Source organism: Streptomyces sp. NPDC026062 (genome assembly GCF_055568375.1).
Window position 1 is genome coordinate 12,375 of the sequence record NZ_JBVHOQ010000029.1, and the last position, 19,022, is coordinate 31,396.

Here is a 19,022-nt window from a genome sequence, read left to right on the forward strand (position 1 = left end):
TGTCGAAATCGCTCCCGCATACCCCGAATTTTTATCTGAGGCACAGCGACCCGCAGAGGTGCCGGAATCCGGTACATCCACAGTTCAGAGGTGGCGCGTCGCAGTCAGGACTGATGCAAGTAGCGCGTTGGATATCCAGGTGCATATTTGCTTAAATCGCCCATATTGGAAATACTTAGGGAAGGTAGCACGGCTTCTCCGTGCAAACGGCTCGTGATGTGTCGGAATTCGATGAGATGAACGCCACTTCAGCCCTGGGTGACCACTCTAGAGTTTAAGAACTAACTCTTGCCATGGTGTCCGGATGCAAGTTAAAGCTATCTGTCATGCCCAACCGACCTGTCGAAATAGGCCCCGCTGGCCTCCACGCCGCCCGCGCCATCGAGCACCTACGTCTCGTGCGCGTCCTGACCCAACACCAGGTCGCCGCCCGCTGCACCGCACTGGGTCGCCCGATGAGCAACACCGCCCTCAGCCGCGCCGAACGCGTCCACCGGCGATGCGACATCGACGACCTCGTCGCCCTCGCCACGGCGCTCTGTGTTCCTCCCATTTCCCTACTCCTGCCGCTCCCGTCGGTGTCCAGTGATGACCGGAGGGGGTGCTAGTTGGCACGGGTCTGGATTGAAGACCGCATAGGGCACGCGGTGTATGTACGGGCCGTGGTGGACGCCAAGCGGGCGGGGCGTACGCCACCGGGGCGCTACCGCGTGCGCTGGTACGACCCTGACGGCAAGCCGAGGATGAAGACGGTCGCCCGCAAGATCGACGCCGAAGCCGAGCGGACCAGAATGGAGTCGCGTCTCGCCGATGGCTCGTACCGCGACCCGGCCGCAGGACGAGTGAAATTTGCCGAGGTGGCGGAGTCCTGGCTGACCTCCCAGATCCACCTCAAGCGCTCAACCCGCAATCGCTATCGGGGCGTTCTCGATGTCCACGTGATCCCTCGGTGGGGGACTACGTCGCTGGACCGCATTCACTTCGAGGATATTGCCGGGTGGCTGGCGGATATGTTGTCCGGTCAGGCCGCGGGGGGCAGGAAGCTCAGCCCGCGCTCGGTCCGCAAGGCGTACGTCGTCCTCAGCCGTGTCCTCGGCCACGCGGTCAAGTCCCGACGGCTGGCGGTCAATCCGTCCGTAGGCGTGCCTCTGCCGAAGCCGGCGCCGACGGACCACGTCTATCTCGACGACATGCAGGTCGAGGCACTGGCCAACGCCTCGGGCGCCTATGGGGTGTTCATCCAGCTCCTGTCCTATACCGGCCTGCGTTGGGGCGAGGCGTCGGCTCTAAAGGTGGGCCGGGTTGACCTCGACTCCTGCCGCGCGCACATCGTCGAGGCGTACGTCGAGGACAACGGCAAGCTCTACCTCGACAGCCCCAAGAACCATGAGCGCCGGTCCGTGCCGATTCCCCGGTTTCTCGTCGAGAAGCTGAAGCCCTACGTCGACGGACGGGGCGAGGAGCAACTGCTGTTCACCGCCCCGCAAGGCGGGCCGCTGCGAGCCCGCAACTTCCGTCAGCGGTTCTTCGCACCGGCGGTTGCCAAGGCCGGGCTGGGGCACCTCAAGGTCACCCCGCACAAGCTGCGTCACACGGCGGCTTCGCTCGCCATCGCCAGCGGGGCGGACGTCAACGTCGTCCAGACGATGCTGGGCCACAAGTCCGCGACCCTGACGCTGGACACGTACGGTCACCTCTTCCCCGATCGCCTCGACGAGGTCTCGAAGAAGATGCACAAGCGTCGCGCCAAGCAGCTGGCCAAGGCGAAGGCCAAGCTTGAGAAGGCGGAGCGGAGGGCACGCGAGGCGGCCGAGGCGGTGGCCACCCTGGAGGAGGGTGCGGCGTGATGTGTGTGCTGGATCGGTGCCGAGGGGCAGCAGCCGACGGAGGCGAACCACGGCCCTGAGAGCGCGGTCAGAACGGGAGATCTTCGGCGTCACCTACGGCGAGGTTCCATTCGGCCGACGAGGACGTGTCGCTCGTTGCGTCGGACAGCTCGAACGCTTCCCGCCGGACTTCCAAGCCCGCAGTGTCCTCGCCCCATGCAGTGAGCGCTTCGATGGCTCGTTCCCGGTACTGCCAGAGGGCGCTGACGGCCAGCGTCTCTCGCAGGAGTGGGGCCATGGCTTTCCGGTGGTGGTGCAGCTGAGGATCGTCCAGTAGCGGGATGCAGGCGGCGAGTGCTGCCTCACGGACGTGCAGGTCGTGGTCGTCGAAGCAGGCGGAAGCGGCCGAGAAGAACAGCGGACGGATCTCGCGGGTCTGGACGAAAGGAGGGTAGTCCTCGGGCGGGAAGCCGAAGCGGCGCATCGTCGCCTCGGCCTGGTCGTCGGCGGCGTTGGCCACCGAGTCCAGCCAGCCGAGGAGTTCGGCGCGCATCGGTCCGGGGAAGTCTCGGGGCCCCTTCTCGACGGACAGGGTGGTGCGCGGGTCGAGGAGGATCGCGGCCACGTACAGGGCGGCCGGGGCTGTTGCGGCGTAGAGGGTGTTCTGGTGGTGCACCACGTGGTGCAGGTGGTCCAGGGCCCGGGATCTCACACGCTGGTCGACGTCCAACAGCTCGATGAGCTGTGTGGGGGTGTCCTCCGCTGTTCCGTAGGCGTGCTCCAGGCTGCCCCAGTCGATTCCGGCCAGCAACACGGCTGGATCGGGCAGGGGATCCAGGCTCATTGATGCTCCCGCCAGGCTCGGTCCATAGCCTTGGCTGACGCGTCTTGGGCGAGCTTCTCGATCTCCGCAGGCGCTTCCCGCTCGTCGAGGACGAAGAGCCGGCCATTGACGAGTCTGGTCGTGGGCTTCCAGCCCAGACGGTTGCCCGCCTCACGGGCAGCCCGCCGGACGTCTTTGAGCTCGCCCATCTCTGCGAGATCGTCGCTGTTCAGGATCAGCTGTCCGTAGTAGCCCTTGTACTGCGGCTTCAGTGCAGCCCGCATCATCGACTCAAGCCGGCCGACCAGCTTCTCGTACCTTCGCCGGGCCAGCTCGTCCTTTGCGGGCATCTCGCACAGTTCCCCACCTCTGCCCGCAGCCGCATGTGTGCCATATGTGTGCTGCGAGTATGAAGGCCCTCCCGCCCGACGGGCGGAAGGGCCTCTGACCTGGTGCTTCTCTGTGCCCCCGGCAGGATTCGAACCTGCGACACCCGCTTTAGGAGAGCGGTGCTCTATCCCCTGAGCTACGAAGGCGAGGGCTTGCCGAAAACCCTGTCGGAAACCCCCGTGGGGGATACCGGGCGGGTGAGGCAAGCGCCCTGGTCGGGCTTCCGTCGGGGTGATGCCGGGGCGGGGTCCCGAAGGACGCGTTCCCGGGCAGGTGCCCTGAAGGTCGACTGACCGCTGACAGCCTAGCGGATAGGGGTTGAGGTGGTCGCCCCCGTTGTTGCCGGGCGCCGGTTCTGAGGGCGTGCCGCGGCTACGCCGCGCCATCTGGTCTGCGAGGTTCCCGAGATGTGTACGGGGGACGGGGGCTGGATGACTCCCACGGAACCCGGAACCCGGAACCAGGAACCCGGAACCAGGAACCCGGAACCCGGAACCCGGAACCGGGTCAAGGTGCGGGCGTCAGTGATGCCGCCTCCCAGGCGAATCCGTCAGGATCGGTGAAAGCTCCCGCGGTGCCCACGAGTGCGAGCCGGTGGGAGCCGGTGCCGTCGACCGGGACGCCGACGTCCTTGGCGAGGGCGCGCCGTCCGTACAGGGCCAGCTCGACGGGGCTGTCCGGGGTGTCGAACTCGACGTACTTGCTGCCGAAGCTCTTGGCCACGGCGAGGCCGTGCCCGACGTAGAAGCGCTTGCTCGCGGTCACGCTCTCGGCGCCCAGCAGAAGCACCATCCGGTTGATCCGGCCGGTGGCCGGGGAGGTGTCCTTCTTCGCCGAAGTGGCGATCTTCCAGATCGTTCCGTCCGGCGCCCGGACGACGCCGCCGTAGCCCCAGAACGACTTGGAGGCAGGCTTCAGCGGTGTGGCCCCGGCGTCGAGTGCCGCGTCGACGAAGCCGCGGACGTCGGCCGGCTGGGACACCGTGAGCGACAGCGAGAACCCGCGGAATCCGGTGGTGGGCGCGTCCGAGGAACGCAGACCCACCCTGGTGTCCAGGCCGAGGGCGGTGTAGAAGCGGCGGGCGGCCGTGGTGTCGGCCACTTCGAGGGTGAGGGCTTCGATGGAGGTCATGCGTTTCACGCTAATTGCGGGCCTGCCGCGGGTGCTTCTTGATTCCTGACCGGTTCGCGCACCGGCGCGGGCGGCGACGCGCGCTGCCCCGCCGCGATCGACGTGTGACGTGGGTCACGGAAGTGTGCGACGTGAATGGCCGTGCGGACAGCCCGGGACGTGAACTACTCGGCAGATGCGTGCGTATGTGTGCGTGCGTGCAGGCGCGCGAGGGAGCGCGGGGCGTACGGGACGTGAGGTGCGTGCGGGACGTACCGGCAGCCTTCGGGGCCCTTGCAGGCCTGTGCGCGGTGGTTTCGTGAGGCTCGGCGGTGCGTGCCGGCCGGTGTTGTGCTCAGAAAGGTTGTTCGTGCCACGTTTCGATCCGACCCCAGCCGTACCTCCGTCCGCCGCCCCAGCGGTGGCGGAGGCCGCCGCGACCGAAGCGGCGGCGCGGGTGCGTGCCGCGCTCGGCGGTCCCGGCGGTCCGTTCTCCGTGGTGCGGGAGGAGGACGGGCCGCAGGCGGGCTCGCTCGTGTACGCGGACGGGCCCAGGACGCTCCGTGAGTTCGTGGAGACCACGTGGGCGTACGGGGACCGGCCGTTCCTGATCGCGGGGGAGCGCGGCTGTTCGTACGGGGAGTTCTTCGCGGCCGCGTCCGCGCTGGCATGCCGGCTGAGCGAGACGTACGGGCTCCGCCCCGGCGACCGGGCCGTGGTCGCGATGGGTGACTGTCCGGAGTGGCAGATCGCCTTCTGGGCCGCTCAGCTGGCCGGGCTGGTCGCCGTACCGCTGGACGTCCGGTGGCCGGAGGGCGAGTTCACGTACGCGCTCGACGACTGCGGGCCGGGCGTGCTGCTGGTCGACGGGGAGCGGTTGCCGCCGGCGGCGGACTGGGCCCGGAAGGCCGGGGCGCGGGTGATCGTCTTTCGCGGCGAGGCCCGCACCGGCGGCGGGGTGTGTGGCGAGGGGGTCGAGCGGTACGAGGACCTGCCGGCGCCCGATCCGTTCGCCGCTCCGCCCGACGTCGAGATCCGGCCCGAGGACGACGCGACGATCATCTACACCTCCTCGACCACCGGAAGGCCCAGAGGAGCTGTCGCGACGCAGCTGGCCCGGGCGGGTGCCGCACGCAACCCGCGCTTCCACGCTGCGGCCTCCGCGCTCGGCCGGGGAGCCGTCCCTGGGACGGGGCCCGCGCCCGTCACGCTGCTGACGTACTCGTTCCGCCGGGTTGCCGCGTTCGCGGATGTGTGTGCGGCGATGTCGGCGGGCGGCGCCGTCGTCCTGATGGGCGAGTGGGACCCGGAGGAGGCGCTGCGGCTGATCCGGGAGCACGGCGTCACGAGGTACTCCGGGACGTCGGAGACCGCCCGGCAACTGCTTGCCGAGGCCGCCAGGACGGGAGACGGGCTGGAGAGCCTCCAGACGCTCTGCACCGGTGAAGCCGCGGCGGCACGTGACCTGGTGGCGCAGCTGACCGCCCGCTACGGGGACCGGATCGAGCTGGAGATCGGCTACGGGCCGAGCGAGACGGGCGGCCCCGTCATGGCGAACCTCGGTGCCGAGTCCCGGCTCCACCCGGGCAGCGCGGGGCGGCCGACGCCGAATACCGAGGTGCGGATCGCCGGTCCGTCGGGCGAGGCGCTGCCGGACGGGGAGACCGGCGAACTGTGGCTCCGCGGGCAGGCGCTGGCCCGTGGCTACTGGCAGGACGAGGCGGCCACGGCACGGTCGTTCACCGGCGGCTGGTTCCGTACCGGAGACCTGGCGGTGATCCGGGACGGACGGGTGGACCTCGCGGAGGCGGCCGGCGGGCGGCAGGTGGCCGACGGCGAGTGATGCCTGCGTGCCGTTGTCGCTCGGCGGTGCGGTCAGCGGCGCGTGGCGTGTACGCCGCGGTCGGCCTCGGCCCTGGTCAGCGGCGCGTGACGCGCACGCGGTAGTCGCCCTTGGAGTCCTTGTCGAGTATCGAGATGCGGATCCCGTTGGTCCGGTCGTCGAAGGTCTGGCCGGGCTGGAACGGCGCGTCGGAGAGTTCGGCGTGGACGTTGGGCAGCCGGGTGCAGCCGCTGCTGTCCTTGGTGCTGTCCGTGACGGACACGGGGCCCTGGCCCGTATCGACGTCCGAGCTCACCTTGTAGATCAGCACGCCGGGCCGGCACACCTCCTGGTCGTTTCCGGCCTGGGTCCGCACCTCCACCGCGTAGCCGGATTCGGCGGTCAGCGGTACGAACGCCAGCTTCGTGCCGCCGTAGCCGGCCAGCGGTTCCAGGAGGTGATCGCTGGTGCCGGGCTGGGAGGCGCAGCTGATCTGGTTGTTGTCCAGCCAGCCGAGCTTCCACTTGTGCCAGCCCAGCAGGTCGTTGTTGGCGCCCCAGTCCTCCGACATGATGTCCCAGTGTCCGACCGAGCCCCCGCCCTCCATCGTGTAGAGGTCGGGCAGGCCGAAGACGTGGCCGTTCTCGTGCGGCAGGACGCGGTAGCCGGTCTGGGGGTACGAGCCCGAGCCGTCGTCCTGGCGGCTGTAGACGAAGGACGTGTTGGAGAGCGGGACGCCGTCCGCGTACGGGGCGTCGTCATTGCCCGAGAAGGTCACGGACAGCACGGTGTCCAGGGCGGAGGGCCCGGCGTTCGGCGTGACCAGGATGTTGATCAGGTCGTAGGCGGCGAAGTCCACCTTCGGGTCGGCGGCGGCGACGATGTCCTGGACGAGGTGGCGGTAGCCGGGTTCGTACGGTGATCCGCGCTCGATCCCGTACTCCGAGAACGGCAGCGGCATCCGCAGCCAGGTCTTCACCGGTGCTTCGGGCACATAGGTGAGCCGCCCGTATGAGCTGGTGCGGAACCAGTCCGTGGTCTGCGGGAAGAACTCCGCGAGCCGGTCCATGGCCGGCTCCTTCCCCTCCGCGTCGGGGAAGTCGATCATCAGGTTCAGCGCGTGGACCTGGCCCGTGGAACGGGCGTAGCCCGGTTGCGTGGGCATGCCCTCCGACATCTGCACCCCCATGGACGCCGATATCCGGCACGGGCCGAGAGCGGCCGCCCGGGTGGTGGTCAGCGGTCCTGCGGAGGCCCGGCTGGGCAGCGGAAGGGTGCTGCTGGCCGTGGCCAGTGCTGCGATGACCAGGGCCGTTGCCGCGCCGAGGGCCACCGGGCGGCGGTGCTTGCGTATCCGGTGGCGGGGCTGCTGCATAGAGTCGCCTTCGGCTCCGCGGCAGTCAGCCGACCCTGACTGCGCTCTGTCGATCAGCATTGGCCGGGCGGTGCGGAGCCGCGCGTTGGGTGCGCCGATCGGTGGGTTTTCTCCCGGCCCGCAAGTGTGACTCAGGTCACTTCGGGGCGGGAAATAACCGGGGATCAGTTCCCCGTTTACACCCGTGTCCCCGTGAAACGGGGAGGCGGTCCCCGGTTAACCGGACGGGTCGCCGGAGTTACGGACACGGAAACGGCGCAAGCCCGCCCCGTCCGGATTCCCGCAGAACCGGATTGCAGTCCCGCAGTCCCGCAGAACAAGCCCTGAGCCGGAAGACCAGGAAGAGAAGGAGCGCCGCCGTGGACACCGTCGCCCGCACCGCAGCCGGAGCCGCGCAACCGCGTACGCCCCGCCCGAGGGCCGACGCGCTGCGCAACCGGGAGCGGATCGTGACGGCCGCGCGCGAGATGTTCGTCGAGTTCGGACCCGATGTGCCGCTCGACGAGGTCGCCCGCCGTGCCGGCGTCGGCAACGCCACCCTCTACCGGAACTTCCCCGACCGGGCCGCGCTGACCCATGAGGTCGTCCTCGCGGTCACCTCGCGCACCACCGAGCGTGCCGAGGAGGCCGCGAGGGAGGAGTCGGACCCCTTCGTCGCGCTCAGCAGCTTCGTGCACGCGGCGGCCGACGAACGGATCGGGGCGCTGTGCCCCATGCTGTCCGGCGGCTTCGACCGGGACCATCCCGAACTGCTCGCCGAGCGCCGGCGCCTCGAAGAGGCCGTCGAGGGGCTCGTCGAGTGCGCCATGTCCGCGGGACGCCTGCGTGCCGACATCGCCGTCGGCGACGTACTGGTCGTCCTCTCCCAGCTCACCCGGCCGCTGCCAGGCACCGCCTGTTTTGACATCGACCGGTTCACCCACCGTCACATCCAGCTGTTCCTGGACGGACTGGAGGCTCCGGCCCGGTCCCAACTGCCCGGAACCGCAGCGACCTTGGAGGATCTGCGGCGACAGAACTGACCCTCGCGCCGGGCTTCTGAACGGATGCCCGTCCGCGTGTCCCTCGCGCCGGGTTCCTGAACCGGATACCCGTCCGCGTGTCCATGGCGCCGGGTTCCCGAACCGGGTACCCGCCCGCCTGTTCGTCGCGCCCTGACTCCCCTTCTTCCTTCTTCCCTTTCTCCCCGACCGGAGTCCGACCCTCGTTCCTTCGCCCGGCCTTCACCGCATTCACGGTTCATCGTTCACGCCCTCGCGCGCCCCTAGGTGGCTACTCCCATGTCAAAAACAGCTGATATCCGACTCCCTGACCCCAGTCGCTGGAAGGCGCTGGCGTTCATCGCCCTCGCGCAGTTGATGGTCGTCCTCGACGCCACCATCGTGAACATCGCGCTTCCGCACGCCCAGACCGACCTGGGCATCACCGATGCCAACAAGCAGTGGGTCATCACGGCTTACGCCCTCGCCTTCGGCGGGCTGCTGCTCTTCGGGGGCCGGATCGCCGACCTCTGGGGCCGGAAGCGGACCTTCGTCGTCGGTCTGATCGGCTTCGCGCTGGCCTCCGCGCTCGGTGGGGCGGCGCAGAACCAGGGCATGCTGTTCGGCTCCCGCGCCCTTCAGGGTGTGTTCGGCGCTCTGCTCGCCCCGGCCGCCCTCTCGCTGCTCGCGGTGATGTTCACCGATGCCAAGGAGCGCGCCAAGGCGTTCGGCATCTACGGTGCGATCGCCGGTGGTGGTGGCGCCGTCGGCCTGATCCTCGGTGGTCTGCTCACCCAGACGCTGAACTGGCGCTGGACGTTCTTCGTCAACATCCCGTTCGCGATCGTCGCCGCGGCCGGTGCGTACTTCGTGATCCGCGAGCCGGCCGGCAGCCGTAACCGAGCTTCGCTCGACATCCCCGGCGTCGTCCTGTCCGCGCTGGGTCTGGTCTCGCTGGTGTACGGATTCACCCGCGCCGAGTCCAGCGGCTGGTCGGACTCGCTGACCATCGGTACGTTCGTCGCCGCCGGTGTCCTGCTGCTGGCGTTCGTCCTGGTCGAGGCCAAGGTCACGTCGCCGCTGCTTCCGCTGCGCGTCGTGATGGACCGCAACCGCGGTGGCGTCTACCTCTCGCTGGGTCTGGCCATCATCGCCATGTTCGGCCTGTTCCTGTTCCTCACGTACTACCTCCAGGTCGTCAAGGGCTACTCGCCGATCAAGACGGGCTTCGCCTTCATGCCGATGATCGTCGGCATGATCACCGGTTCGACGCAGATCGGTGCCCGGCTCATGACGCGGGTCCCGGCCCGTCTGCTGATGGCTCCGGGCTTCCTGACCGCCGCGGTCGGCATGTTGCTGCTCACCCAGCTGGAGATCGACTCCTCCTACGCGGCGGTCATCCTGCCGGGCCAGCTTCTGCTGGGCCTGGGCATGGGCACGGCGTTCATGCCCGCCATGTCGCTGGCCACGCACGGCATCGAGCCGCGTGACGCGGGGGTCGCCTCCGCGATGGTCAACACCTCGCAGCAGGTCGGCGGTGCGATCGGTACCGCACTGCTCAACACCATCGCCGCCTCCGCCGCCACGGCCTACGCCACCTCGCACGCCGCGCTCGGTGCCACCGACCCGGAGCTGCTGAAGCTCCAGTCGATGGTGCACGGCTTCACCGGCGCCATCTGGTGGGCCGTCGGCATCCTCGTGGTGGCCGCCGCGATCGCCGGGACCTTCATCAACGCCGGCCGCCCGTCGGCCATCACGATGTCCGGGGGCGCCGGGTCCGGTGACGCCCGGGGCGTCGAGGACGAGTTCAGGGTGCCGGTCGTCGCGCACTGAGCCCGCGCGCGGTGTCGGCGTGACACGGCGTGAAGCGAACTGCGCCCCGGTTCCGTTCGGCGGAACCGGGGCGCAGGCGCGTTCGTGGGCGGGGTGTGGCGGGCGGGGCGGCCTGGGGGAGACGGGCGCGTGGCGGGCGGGGCGGGCCTTTGGCGAGACGGGCGCGTGGCGGGCGGGGCGGGCCTTTGGCGAGACGGCGCGTGGCGCGGTCAGCGGAGCCAGGGGAGGTCCGCGCCGGTGCCCTCCGGCTGGAGCCCGGCCGCCATGACCTGCATGATCTCGCCGAGCGTGCGCACCTGCTCGGCGGTGAGCCGGTCGAACATCGCCTGGCGTACGGCGCTGACGTGGCCCGGGGCCGAACGGCGGAGCATCTCGTAGCCCTCCTCGGTGAGGACCGCGTTCTGGCCGCGCTTGTCGGACGGGCAGTCCTCGCGGCGCACCCAGCCGCTCTTCTCCAGCCGGGCGACGGCATGGGAGAGCCGGGACCGGGTGATCTTGGCGTCCTTGGCCAGCTCGGTCATCCGCTTCTGGCGGCGGGGGGCCTGGGAGAGCTGGACGAGCAGCCCGTAGTAGATGTGCGGCATGCCGGCATCGCGCTGCAACTGGCGGTCGAGGTGATCCTCCAGCAGCGTGGTGGCGTGGAGGTACGCACGCCAGACGCTCTGTTCTTCGTCGGTGAGCCAGTGCGGCTGCTCAACGGTGGATGCCGTGGTCATGTACTCCACTGTACGACCTTTTCTTGAAAGTTGAACAAGATAGAGCTAAGGTCTCCGAAGGTAGGAGCTTGAAGATTAAAGAACTGTTCCTGTTGAAGGCCCCGTAGAAGACTTACCTTGAGCAGCAGTGGATGGGGAGTGTCATGACAGTCACCGCGGAGCGCATGCCCGCCCTCTATCTCTCCCACGGCGCACCGCCGCTGGCCGACGATCCGGTCTGGCCGGGCGAACTGGCCGCCTGGTCCGCCGGGCTGCCTCGGCCCACCGCGATCCTCATGGTCTCCGCCCACTGGGAGGAGGCCCCGCTGGCGCTCGGCGCCGTCGAGACGATCCCGCTGGTCTACGACTTCTGGGGTTTCCCCGAGCACTACTACCAGGTGCAGTACGCCGCCCCGGGCGCCCCGGCCCTCGCCGAGAGCGTCCGCAAGCTGCTGCGTGGTGCCGGTACGCCGGTCCAGGACATCCCCGACCGGGGCCTCGACCACGGCGCGTACGTCCCCCTGGTCGAGATGTTCCCGGCGGCCGACATCCCGGTGCTGCAGATCTCCATGCCCACCCTGGATCCGCAGAAGCTGATGGACATCGGACGCAAGCTCGCGCCGCTGCGCGACGAGGGTGTGCTGATCGTCGGCAGCGGCTTCTTCACCCACAACCTGGCCGCACTGCGGCATCAGGGCGGTGGCACTCCCGCCTGGTCGGCGGAGTTCGACGACTGGGGGCACCGCGCGCTCCAGGCGCAGGACATCGACGCGCTGCTCGACTTCGAGAACAAGTCACCGGCCGGCCGGCTGGCCCACCCGCGCACCGAGCACTTCGCCCCTCTCTTCGTCACGCTCGGCGCCTCGGAGCAGGAGCTGGACCAGGGGCGCAGCACGATCGAAGGCTTCTGGATGGGGCTGGCCAAGCGGTCCTTGCAGTTCGGCTGAGGCGGGCGCCTCCGTGCGCTCGGTGCGCGCCCGGGTCGGAACGCCGGCGGATTGAACCTGGCCGACCGGAGTGCGGCAGTCATCGCGGTCGCGTCTCCGACGTCCCGCGCTGCGTCGGTGAACCTGATGTTCGGGGGCCGGTCGGGCGGGAGCTGGTCGGGCGGGAGTTGGTCGGGCGGGAGCCAGCCGTTCGGGGGGCGCGCTCCGGCGCGCGCGGTCCGGAGGTGTGCGTCGTGAGGTCCATGCGGGATCACGGCGGGCGGGGTGCCGCCGCCCGGTAACCGGCCGAGGTCCCGGCGGCCGACCGGTCACCGGGACCAGGTCCGCGGTCCCAGGTGTTTCTCGTACCAGGACACGTCCCAGTACCGGTCGAACTTCCGGCCGACCTCCGAGTACGTACCGATGTGGCGGAAGCCGAGGCGCTCGTGCAGCCGGACCGAGGAATCGTTGGGCCGGGTGATGCCGGCGTACGCGCGATGCACGTCCTCACCGGAGAGGGCCTCGAAGAGCGCCGAGTAGAGGAGGGTGCCGATGCCCCGGCCCGTGGCGTCGGGGGCGCAGTAGACGCTCACCTCGACGGACGTGGAGTACGCGGCCTTGGGCCGGAACGCGCTGCTGGTGGCGTAGCCCAGGATCCGCACGCCCGCCCCGCTCGCCGCCCCGCTCGTTCCGTCCGCATGACGGACATCCTGAGCAACCAGAAGCCGGTGCGGGCCGTCTTCGGGATGGGAGCGCAGCCAGGGCAGGCGCTGCTCGGGAGTGAAGGGGGCCGTGTCGAATGTGAGGGCGGTCTCACGTACGTAATGGTTGTAGATGTCCGTGAGGGGCGCCAGGTCCCCTTCGATCGCGGGCCTGACCTGCACTTCTGTGCGCGACTGCATGACGGTTCCTCCCCAGGTGGCGCGACAGGGTACTGCATGATCCGGAAAGTGAATGCCGGGCATGGGAATTCTGTCCGGATTCCAGTCGTTGTTTCCATCGGATGCAGGGCACCCGGAAGGGTGTCGCGACCTACTCAGCAAGGGAGCACGCATGGCAACCCGTGCCGTCGCCCGTCGTTCGTCCGCCACCGGCGGGACCAGCCGGGCAAGCAGTGTTCGCGCCGTGGGCGGGGAGATCGCCGATCGCGACCTGGTCGGCATGTACCTGGACGAGATCGCGCGCACGCCGCTGCTCGATGCCGCCAAGGAAGTCGAGCTGTCGCAGACCCTGGAAGCGGGCGTCTTCGCCCGGCAGGTTCTCGACGGTGCGGTGGAGAGCGAAGCCGGCGGAGCCTCGCGCGAGGAGCTGGAGGCGCTGGTCGCCGAGGGCGAGCGCGCCAAGGACATATTCATCCGTTCCAATCTCCGGCTCGTCGTTGCCGTCGCCCGCCGCTATCCGCGAGCCGGGCTGCCCCTGCTCGACCTGATCCAGGAGGGCAACGCCGGCCTGGTGCGCGCGGTCGAGAAGTTCGACTACGCCAAGGGCTTCAAGTTCTCCACGTATGCGACGTGGTGGATCCGGCAGGCCATCACCCGGTCCATAGCCGACCAGTCGCGCACGATCCGGCTCCCCGTCCACCTGGTGGAGGAGCTCGGCCGGATCCGCCGTGTGCAGCGCGAATTCAACCGTGAGCACGGGCGTGACCCGGAGCACTCGGAGATCGCCGCCGAGCTGGACTCGACCACGTCACGGGTCAGCGACGTCCTGGACTGGGCGCGTGACCCGGTCAGTCTGAACATGTCGGTGGACGACGACGGCGACACGCAGTTCGGTGACCTGCTGGAGGACACCTCCGCCGTCTCGCCCGAGCAGTCCGTGATGACACTGCTGCGCAGCGAGGAGCTGGAGGAGCTGATCGGCAAGCTCGACAACCGCACCGCGTCGATCATCCGCATGCGGTACGGCATCGAGGACGGCCGCGAGCGGACCCTCACCGAGGTGGGCAAGCAGCACGGGCTCACCCGCGAGCGGATCCGTCAGATCGAGAAGCACGCACTGCTCGAACTGAAGCGAATGGCTCACGACACGGGCTTTGACGCTGCGGCATGAGCTTGCGTCCAGTATCATCCGAATTGGGCCGGTTGGTATCGGCGGCCCCCTAGAGCTGAGTCCCGGCGCCCACCCCCCCCTGGCGCCGGGGCTCATCCTTTTTCCTGGACTCCGCCTCGACTCCTCCGGGGCTTCTCCGGGACCCGGCCTGGACTCCACTTGGACTTCTCCGGGAACTTCTCCGAAAACTTCTCCGGGAACTTCATCGGGATCTGTCCGGAACTCCTCCAGGACTCGCCCGCGGCTCCTCCTGCGGGGCAGGAGTCGCCGCCGCGCGGGACAGCCTGCCGCCCAGGTCCTTCAGGTACGTCACCAACTGCGGCGGCTGGTGCGCGGTGAACTCGCAGTCCACCAGCGCCAGGCGCAGCGCCACCCACTCCAGCGAGTCCTTCAGCACCGCCCGCAGCCGGCAGCCGTTCTCGCCGGTCTGTTCCAGCGGACCGATCGAGGCCGGCAGCCGCGAGGCCACGAAGGCGGCGGGGGCCGCGAAACTCACATCGACCGCCAGCTCAGGCTGTCGGCGCGCCATGGAACTGCTGAGGAACTCCGCCGCGTCACCGGTCGGGAGCTCGCGCGGTGTGAAACGGGCTCCCGTCGCGAACGGGTCGCTCACCCGGTCGACCCGGAAGGTGCGCCAGTCCGCCCGTTCCAGGTCGTATGCGACGAGGTACCAGCGCCACCCGGTGCTCACCAGGCGATACGGCTCCACCTGCCTCCTGGTCTCGGCACCGTCCCCCGCGCGGTACGCGAACCGCAGCCGCTCCCGTCCGGTGACCGCCGACGCCATCACGGTCAGCGTCTGCGGATCGATCGTCGAGCCGTCCCCGCGGGCCAGCGGCATCGTCGCGTTCTGCAGGGTGGAGACGCGGTGGCGCAGCCGCGACGGCAGGACCTGCTCCAGCTTGGCCAGCGCCCGCACGGAGGCCTCGTCGACGCCCTCGATGGCGTGACCGGCCCCGGCCCGCAGACCCACCGCGATGGCCACCGCCTCCTCGTCGTCCAGAAGGAGCGGCGGCATCGCCGTGCCGGCCACCAGCCGGTAGCCGCCGACCGAGCCGCGTGACGCCTCGACCGGATAGCCCAGGTCGCGGAGGCGGTCGATGTCGCGGCGGATGGTGCGCGGGCTGACGTCGAGCCGGTCGGCGAGTTCACTGCCCGGCCATTCGCGCGGCGTCTGGAGAAGTGACAGCAGATTCAGCAGTCGTGCCGGGGTGTCGGTCATGTCACCCAGGATGCCCGCCCATTGGGTCATGAACTGACCTAATCGACGTTTAACTTCTTCATATGACTTCTTCCGCATCCCAGCCGTCGCCGGCGGCTGTTCCCACGGCGTCCCCGGACGCGTCGGACCGCCGACGGTGGTTCGCGCTGGCCATCGTGATGACCGCGGCCTTCATGGACCTGGTCGACGTCACGATCGTCAACATCGCCATCCCGAGCATCACGGAGGACACCGGCGCCTCGTTCAGTTCGATCCAGTGGATCACCGCCGGGTACGCCCTCGCCTTCGCCGCCGGTCTGATCACCGGTGGCCGGCTCGGTGACATCTACGGTCGCAAGCGGCTCTTCCTGATCGGGATCGGTGGCTTCACCGTGGCCTCCGCGCTCTGCGGTTTCGCCGCGAACCCGGAGATGCTCGTCGCCTCCCGCATCCTCCAGGGCGGCACGGCCGCGCTGATGGTGCCGCAGGTGCTGTCCATCGTGCACGCGACCTTCCCGGCGCACGAGCGCGGCAAGGTCTTCGGCCTCTTCGGTGCGATCGTCGGCCTCGGTGCCGTGTCCGGGCCGCTGCTGGGCGCACTGCTCACCGAGTGGAACATCGCCGGTCTCGAATGGCGCCCGATCTTCCTGATCAACCTGCCGGTCGGTATCGCGGGCCTGATCCTGGGCCGCAGGTTCATCACCGAGTCCAAGGCGCCGAAGGCGCTCCGCCTCGATCTGGTCGGGGTGGTGCTGGTGACGCTGGGGATGCTCATGCTCATCTACCCGCTGACCCGCGGTGAGGAGCTGGGCTGGCCGCTCTGGGGCTACCTGTCGATGGCCGGCAGCGTCGTAGTCTTCGGCGCCCTTGCGCTGTTCGAGCGGGCGAAGGCGCTGCGGGACGGTTCGCCGCTGGTCGAGCTGTCGCTGTTCCGGGTCAAGAGCTTCGCCGCCGGCATCGCCGTGCAGCTGACCTTCGGTATCGGCCTCGGGATCTTCTTCCTGGTCTGGACGCTGTATATGCAGGAGGGGCTCGGCTGGAGTGCCCTGCGGGCCGGTACGACCGGTATCCCGTTCTCCGTCGCCGTCTCCGTCGCCGCCGGTCTCTCCGTACAGAAGCTGGTGCCGCGCTTCGGCCGCAAGGTGCTCCAGGCGGGGGCGCTGCTCATGATCGCCGGTCTGCTGCTCTACATCGGGGAGTCCGGCCGTTACGGCATGGGGATCACGTCCTGGCAGATGGCCCTGCCGCTGGTGGTCATGGGTGTCGGCATGGGGCTGATCGTGGCTCCGCTGGCCGACATGGTGCTGTCCGAGGTGCCCAAGGAGCACTCGGGATCCGCGTCCGGACTGTTCAACACCGTGCAGCAGATGGGCAATGCGCTGGGACTCGCCCTTGTCTCGGTCGTGTTCTTCGGCTCGATGAGCGACAGGCTGACGCCGCCGCAGATCGGTCCGGCGTTCGCCGACGCCTTCGAGCAGTCGCTGTGGTGGGTCGCCGGTGTGCTCGCGGTGATCTTCCTGGTGATGTTCGCGCTGCCGGCCCGGCCGAAGCAGCACATGGAGGGCGGCGACGAGAGCGCCGGCTCCGCCGGTCCTGACGACTCCGCCGGTACCGCCGGTGAACCTGCCAAGGAGCCGGTGCTGACGCACTGAGCAGGCGTGAGGCTTGGGGCACGGCGAAGGCTGAAGCGCCAGGCTTGGTGGATATGGAAGCGGAAGCGGAAGCGTGTGACCGTGCCCGCACCCCGGCCCCGGGGTGCGGGCACGGTCGCGTCCGGGGCCGGGGGCGCGGGCACGGACGGCTCTGGGGGTCCGGGCACGGACGGCCCTGGGGTCCGGGCACGGCCGGGGCCGGGGTTTCGGGCACGGACCGGGCGGGCGCGGCGTCAGCAGATGCGGCTTCGGCTCTCCATCGCGCCGCGCGCGGCGTCCTCGTCGCCGTACACCTCGCACATGTGACGGCCGTCCGGCGTCGCCGTGTGCTCGACCTCCCACAGGCTCGTCTCCCTGCCGTCGAGCAGCAGGAAGGCGTGCTCGTACAGCGTGAACCCCGCGTCCCGTCCGTCGACCCGGCACTGCCGCCCGAAGACCTGGGTGATGTGGTGGGCGAAGGCCGAACGCAGCAGAAGCGCCGTCGCCTTGCCCGGCACGTCACGGTTCTCCGCGCGGCGCAGGACCCGGCGGGCGTGGTCCGCCGAGTTGTCCGGGGCGTACATCCGGGGCAGCGGGGCCGGGGGCGCCGCCATCAGGGCGTCGAGTATCTCCAGGTCGGCCTGCGGCCCGTCGTGCCCGAAGACCGGGCCGTCACAGAAGCCGCCGGTCAGCCGGGCCGCCGCGACGTGGGCGTCGGCCTCGTCGTCGTACAGCTCGTACTGCTGGGGCGCCGACTGCGTGGCGTGTCCGGGGGCCGCGGTGTCGCGCGGACCGCAGTGCACGAGCTCCCACAGGCTGAGCGCCGTGCCGTCCGCCAGCAGGTAGGTGTGCCGGTAGGTCTCGCGGTGCAGGGTGGAACTGTGGTGCGAGGAGTGCAGGCAGCTGCTGTGGGCGAGCGCGGTGCCGAGCCGATCGACCGTACTGTCGGGCAGGTCGAAAGAGTTCAGAGCACGTCGCAGGAGTCGATCGAGGTGCTGCTCGGTTGTCTCGTACGGATCGCTCAAGGTGCTGTCTCCAGGCCGTCGCCGCGTGTGACTTGATGCGTGCTCAACGTAGTCCCTGGGTCTGACATCGTGACCGGGGTTGGAGAAAAACGTACGGCGCACGCAGAAGGTTCCCTCTTTGTGCCCGAACTCCCTTACGCCGGAGCCGAGTCGGTGCTGTGCACCCTATTGTCCGGTGACGGGGGCGATTGCCTCGGTGTGCCGTAGAGATCGCTGTACGCCAGGTATGTGCCGCCGCCGTCAAGGCCGTTGATGCCCGTGGCGGCTCGCACGGCCTTCACGATGGCCCGGCTCACCGCCTCCGCGCCCGCCGCCAGCAGGTCGTTGAGCGCGAGCGGGTCCGACGGGTCGAGTGTTCGCCCACCGGTGGCCAGGGCGAAGACGGTGTCCCCGTCGGTCATCAGATGTACGGGCCGGATGGCGCGCGCCAGCCCGTCGTGCGCCGTCCCCGCGAGCTTCTGCGCCTGGGCACGGCCGAGTTCGGCGTCCGTGGCGACGACGGCGAGCGTGGTGTTGAGCGGGGGGCGCGCGTCTGCGTCGTGCGCCTCCGCCAGGCGCTGTCGCGCCGCCCGGTGGACCTCCTGCGCGGGCGCGACGGCCGGCTCGGCACCGCCGTACTCCCCGTACAGCACCCCCGTGCGGGGATCGAGCACGGAGCCCGCGGCGTTCACCACCGCCAGGGCGCCGACGGTGATCCCGGACGGCAGCAGGACGCTCGCCGTGCCCACCCCGCCCTTCAGCTGTCCGGCGACCGCACCCGTCCCCGCGCCGACGCAGCCCTCGGCGACCTCGGCCCCCGGCTCCGTGCGCGCCGCGTCCTCCACCGCCGCCCGGCCGGTCGCGGCGTCCGGCCGGGCGTGCCAGTCGCCGCCCCGCCCCAGGTCGAAGACGCAGGCGGCCGGGACCACCGGAACCACCTGGGCCGGATCGGCGCCGACCCGCACGCCGCGTCCCCGCTCCTCCAGCCAGGCCATCACCCCGGATGCCGCGTCCAGGCCGAACGCGCTGCCGCCGGTGAGGACCACGGCGTCGATGCGCTGCACCAGGTTGCGCGGATCCAGCGCGTCCGTCTCGCGGGTGCCGGGTCCGCCGCCACGTACGTCGACGGCCGCGACCGCGCCGCCCTCGGGCGCGAGAACCACGGTGGTGCCGCTGAGTGCCCCCTCGCCCGCGACCCGCGCATGGCCGACGCGAAGTCCGGCGACATCGGTCAACGCGTCCCTCCGGCGCGGTGCCGGTGCGGAGGTGGGCGGCGTGGGGGCTGGGGTGTCCTGGCCGGTCATCCGGTGCTCCTCGTGGTGGGGGTGGCTGGCTGTTCCGGGGGGTGTGCGTC

General features: G+C 69.8%; 17 protein-coding genes and 1 tRNA gene. 8 read left to right on the forward strand and 10 right to left on the reverse strand.

Features of this window, described 5'->3' with window-relative positions; translation table 11 throughout:
• Positions 1-326 precede the first annotated feature (326 nt).
• The gene (locus ACZ4LX_RS24775) at positions 327-608 is read left to right on the forward strand and encodes a helix-turn-helix domain-containing protein (protein ID WP_467648583.1); all 282 of its coding nucleotides are present in this window, start codon (positions 327-329) and stop codon (positions 606-608) included.
• A gap of 54 nt (positions 609-662) precedes the next feature.
• Positions 663-1,847: a tyrosine-type recombinase/integrase gene (locus ACZ4LX_RS24780; protein ID WP_467648586.1), complete on the forward strand. Its 1,185-nt coding sequence runs from the start codon at positions 663-665 to the stop codon at positions 1,845-1,847.
• 67 nt (positions 1,848-1,914) lie between these two features.
• Here the strand turns inward: ACZ4LX_RS24780 and ACZ4LX_RS24785 are convergent, their stop codons facing one another.
• From ACZ4LX_RS24785 to ACZ4LX_RS24800, 4 genes are all read right to left on the reverse strand, one after another.
• A complete protein-coding gene (locus ACZ4LX_RS24785) occupies positions 1,915-2,670 on the reverse strand; it encodes a hypothetical protein (RefSeq protein WP_467648589.1) in 756 nt (251 codons plus the stop codon).
• Positions 2,667-2,999, reverse strand: coding sequence for a hypothetical protein (locus tag ACZ4LX_RS24790; RefSeq protein ID WP_467648592.1), 333 nt, complete (start codon positions 2,997-2,999; stop codon positions 2,667-2,669). The genes ACZ4LX_RS24785 and ACZ4LX_RS24790 overlap by 4 nt, the downstream gene beginning before the upstream one ends.
• Positions 3,000-3,112: 113 nt before the next feature.
• A tRNA-Arg gene (locus ACZ4LX_RS24795) sits at positions 3,113-3,185 on the reverse strand.
• Positions 3,186-3,546: 361 nt separating this feature from the next.
• Positions 3,547-4,170 (reverse strand): glyoxalase, encoded by a 624-nt coding sequence (locus ACZ4LX_RS24800; protein ID WP_467648595.1) that lies wholly within the window; start codon positions 4,168-4,170, stop codon positions 3,547-3,549.
• A 349-nt stretch (positions 4,171-4,519) separates the two neighbouring features.
• On the opposite strand from ACZ4LX_RS24800, the gene ACZ4LX_RS24805 reads away from it, so the two are divergent.
• Positions 4,520-5,992: a class I adenylate-forming enzyme family protein gene (locus tag ACZ4LX_RS24805; protein WP_467648598.1), complete on the forward strand. Its 1,473-nt coding sequence runs from the start codon at positions 4,520-4,522 to the stop codon at positions 5,990-5,992.
• A 76-nt stretch (positions 5,993-6,068) separates the two neighbouring features.
• Here the strand turns inward: ACZ4LX_RS24805 and ACZ4LX_RS24810 are convergent, their stop codons facing one another.
• Entirely contained in the window at positions 6,069-7,346 is a 1,278-nt protein-coding gene (locus tag ACZ4LX_RS24810; protein ID WP_467648601.1) for a M6 family metalloprotease domain-containing protein, read from the reverse strand.
• Positions 7,347-7,705: 359 nt separating this feature from the next.
• Here ACZ4LX_RS24810 and ACZ4LX_RS24815 point away from each other — a divergent pair, with 359 nt between their 5' ends.
• Both ACZ4LX_RS24815 and ACZ4LX_RS24820 read left to right on the forward strand, forming a co-directional pair.
• Positions 7,706-8,368: a TetR/AcrR family transcriptional regulator gene (locus ACZ4LX_RS24815; protein WP_467648604.1), complete on the forward strand. Its 663-nt coding sequence runs from the start codon at positions 7,706-7,708 to the stop codon at positions 8,366-8,368.
• 258 nt (positions 8,369-8,626) lie between these two features.
• On the forward strand, positions 8,627-10,159 hold the full coding sequence (locus ACZ4LX_RS24820) for an MFS transporter (RefSeq protein ID WP_467648608.1): 1,533 nt from the start codon (positions 8,627-8,629) through the stop codon (positions 10,157-10,159).
• A gap of 209 nt (positions 10,160-10,368) precedes the next feature.
• On the opposite strand, the gene ACZ4LX_RS24825 is transcribed toward ACZ4LX_RS24820, so the two are convergent.
• Positions 10,369-10,884, reverse strand: coding sequence for a MarR family winged helix-turn-helix transcriptional regulator (locus ACZ4LX_RS24825; protein WP_467648611.1), 516 nt, complete (start codon positions 10,882-10,884; stop codon positions 10,369-10,371).
• A gap of 134 nt (positions 10,885-11,018) precedes the next feature.
• Here ACZ4LX_RS24825 and ACZ4LX_RS24830 point away from each other — a divergent pair, with 134 nt between their 5' ends.
• Positions 11,019-11,801 (forward strand): dioxygenase family protein, encoded by a 783-nt coding sequence (locus ACZ4LX_RS24830; protein ID WP_467648614.1) that lies wholly within the window; start codon positions 11,019-11,021, stop codon positions 11,799-11,801.
• A gap of 308 nt (positions 11,802-12,109) precedes the next feature.
• Here the strand turns inward: ACZ4LX_RS24830 and ACZ4LX_RS24835 are convergent, their stop codons facing one another.
• A complete protein-coding gene (locus ACZ4LX_RS24835) occupies positions 12,110-12,682 on the reverse strand; it encodes a GNAT family N-acetyltransferase (protein WP_467648616.1) in 573 nt (190 codons plus the stop codon).
• A 151-nt stretch (positions 12,683-12,833) separates the two neighbouring features.
• Here ACZ4LX_RS24835 and ACZ4LX_RS24840 point away from each other — a divergent pair, with 151 nt between their 5' ends.
• The gene (locus ACZ4LX_RS24840) at positions 12,834-13,832 is read left to right on the forward strand and encodes a sigma-70 family RNA polymerase sigma factor (RefSeq protein ID WP_467648620.1); all 999 of its coding nucleotides are present in this window, start codon (positions 12,834-12,836) and stop codon (positions 13,830-13,832) included.
• Between the two features lie 202 nt (positions 13,833-14,034).
• Here ACZ4LX_RS24840 and ACZ4LX_RS24845 read toward each other — a convergent pair whose 3' ends face one another.
• Positions 14,035-15,054: a helix-turn-helix transcriptional regulator gene (locus ACZ4LX_RS24845; protein ID WP_467648622.1), complete on the reverse strand. Its 1,020-nt coding sequence runs from the start codon at positions 15,052-15,054 to the stop codon at positions 14,035-14,037.
• A gap of 62 nt (positions 15,055-15,116) precedes the next feature.
• Between ACZ4LX_RS24845 and ACZ4LX_RS24850 the strand changes: the two genes are divergently transcribed.
• Positions 15,117-16,685 (forward strand): MFS transporter, encoded by a 1,569-nt coding sequence (locus ACZ4LX_RS24850; RefSeq protein WP_467648625.1) that lies wholly within the window; start codon positions 15,117-15,119, stop codon positions 16,683-16,685.
• A gap of 233 nt (positions 16,686-16,918) precedes the next feature.
• Here ACZ4LX_RS24850 and ACZ4LX_RS24855 read toward each other — a convergent pair whose 3' ends face one another.
• Positions 16,919-17,689 carry a DUF6227 family protein gene (locus tag ACZ4LX_RS24855; RefSeq protein WP_467648628.1) on the reverse strand — a complete coding sequence of 257 codons (771 nt, stop codon included), beginning with the start codon at positions 17,687-17,689 and terminating at the stop codon, positions 16,919-16,921.
• 134 nt (positions 17,690-17,823) lie between these two features.
• The gene (locus ACZ4LX_RS24860) at positions 17,824-18,972 is read right to left on the reverse strand and encodes a P1 family peptidase (RefSeq protein WP_467648630.1); all 1,149 of its coding nucleotides are present in this window, start codon (positions 18,970-18,972) and stop codon (positions 17,824-17,826) included.
• Positions 18,973-19,022 lie beyond the last annotated feature (50 nt).

What these genes read in the sequence shown, in the direction of transcription:
- ACZ4LX_RS24775 (WP_467648583.1), top strand. Translation starts at nt 327, where the DNA reads ATGCCCAACCGACCTGTCGAAATAGGCCCCGCTGGCCTCCACGCCGCC.
- ACZ4LX_RS24785 (WP_467648589.1), bottom strand. Translation starts at nt 2,670, where the DNA reads ATGAGCCTGGATCCCCTGCCCGATCCAGCCGTGTTGCTGGCCGGAATC.
- ACZ4LX_RS24790 (WP_467648592.1), bottom strand. Translation starts at nt 2,999, where the DNA reads ATGCCCGCAAAGGACGAGCTGGCCCGGCGAAGGTACGAGAAGCTGGTC.
- ACZ4LX_RS24800 (WP_467648595.1), bottom strand. Translation starts at nt 4,170, where the DNA reads ATGACCTCCATCGAAGCCCTCACCCTCGAAGTGGCCGACACCACGGCC.
- ACZ4LX_RS24810 (WP_467648601.1), bottom strand. Translation starts at nt 7,346, where the DNA reads ATGCAGCAGCCCCGCCACCGGATACGCAAGCACCGCCGCCCGGTGGCC.
- ACZ4LX_RS24820 (WP_467648608.1), top strand. Translation starts at nt 8,627, where the DNA reads ATGTCAAAAACAGCTGATATCCGACTCCCTGACCCCAGTCGCTGGAAG.
- ACZ4LX_RS24830 (WP_467648614.1), top strand. Translation starts at nt 11,019, where the DNA reads ATGACAGTCACCGCGGAGCGCATGCCCGCCCTCTATCTCTCCCACGGC.
- ACZ4LX_RS24835 (WP_467648616.1), bottom strand. Translation starts at nt 12,682, where the DNA reads ATGCAGTCGCGCACAGAAGTGCAGGTCAGGCCCGCGATCGAAGGGGAC.
- ACZ4LX_RS24840 (WP_467648620.1), top strand. Translation starts at nt 12,834, where the DNA reads ATGGCAACCCGTGCCGTCGCCCGTCGTTCGTCCGCCACCGGCGGGACC.
- ACZ4LX_RS24845 (WP_467648622.1), bottom strand. Translation starts at nt 15,054, where the DNA reads ATGACCGACACCCCGGCACGACTGCTGAATCTGCTGTCACTTCTCCAG.
- ACZ4LX_RS24850 (WP_467648625.1), top strand. Translation starts at nt 15,117, where the DNA reads ATGACTTCTTCCGCATCCCAGCCGTCGCCGGCGGCTGTTCCCACGGCG.
- ACZ4LX_RS24860 (WP_467648630.1), bottom strand. Translation starts at nt 18,972, where the DNA reads ATGACCGGCCAGGACACCCCAGCCCCCACGCCGCCCACCTCCGCACCG.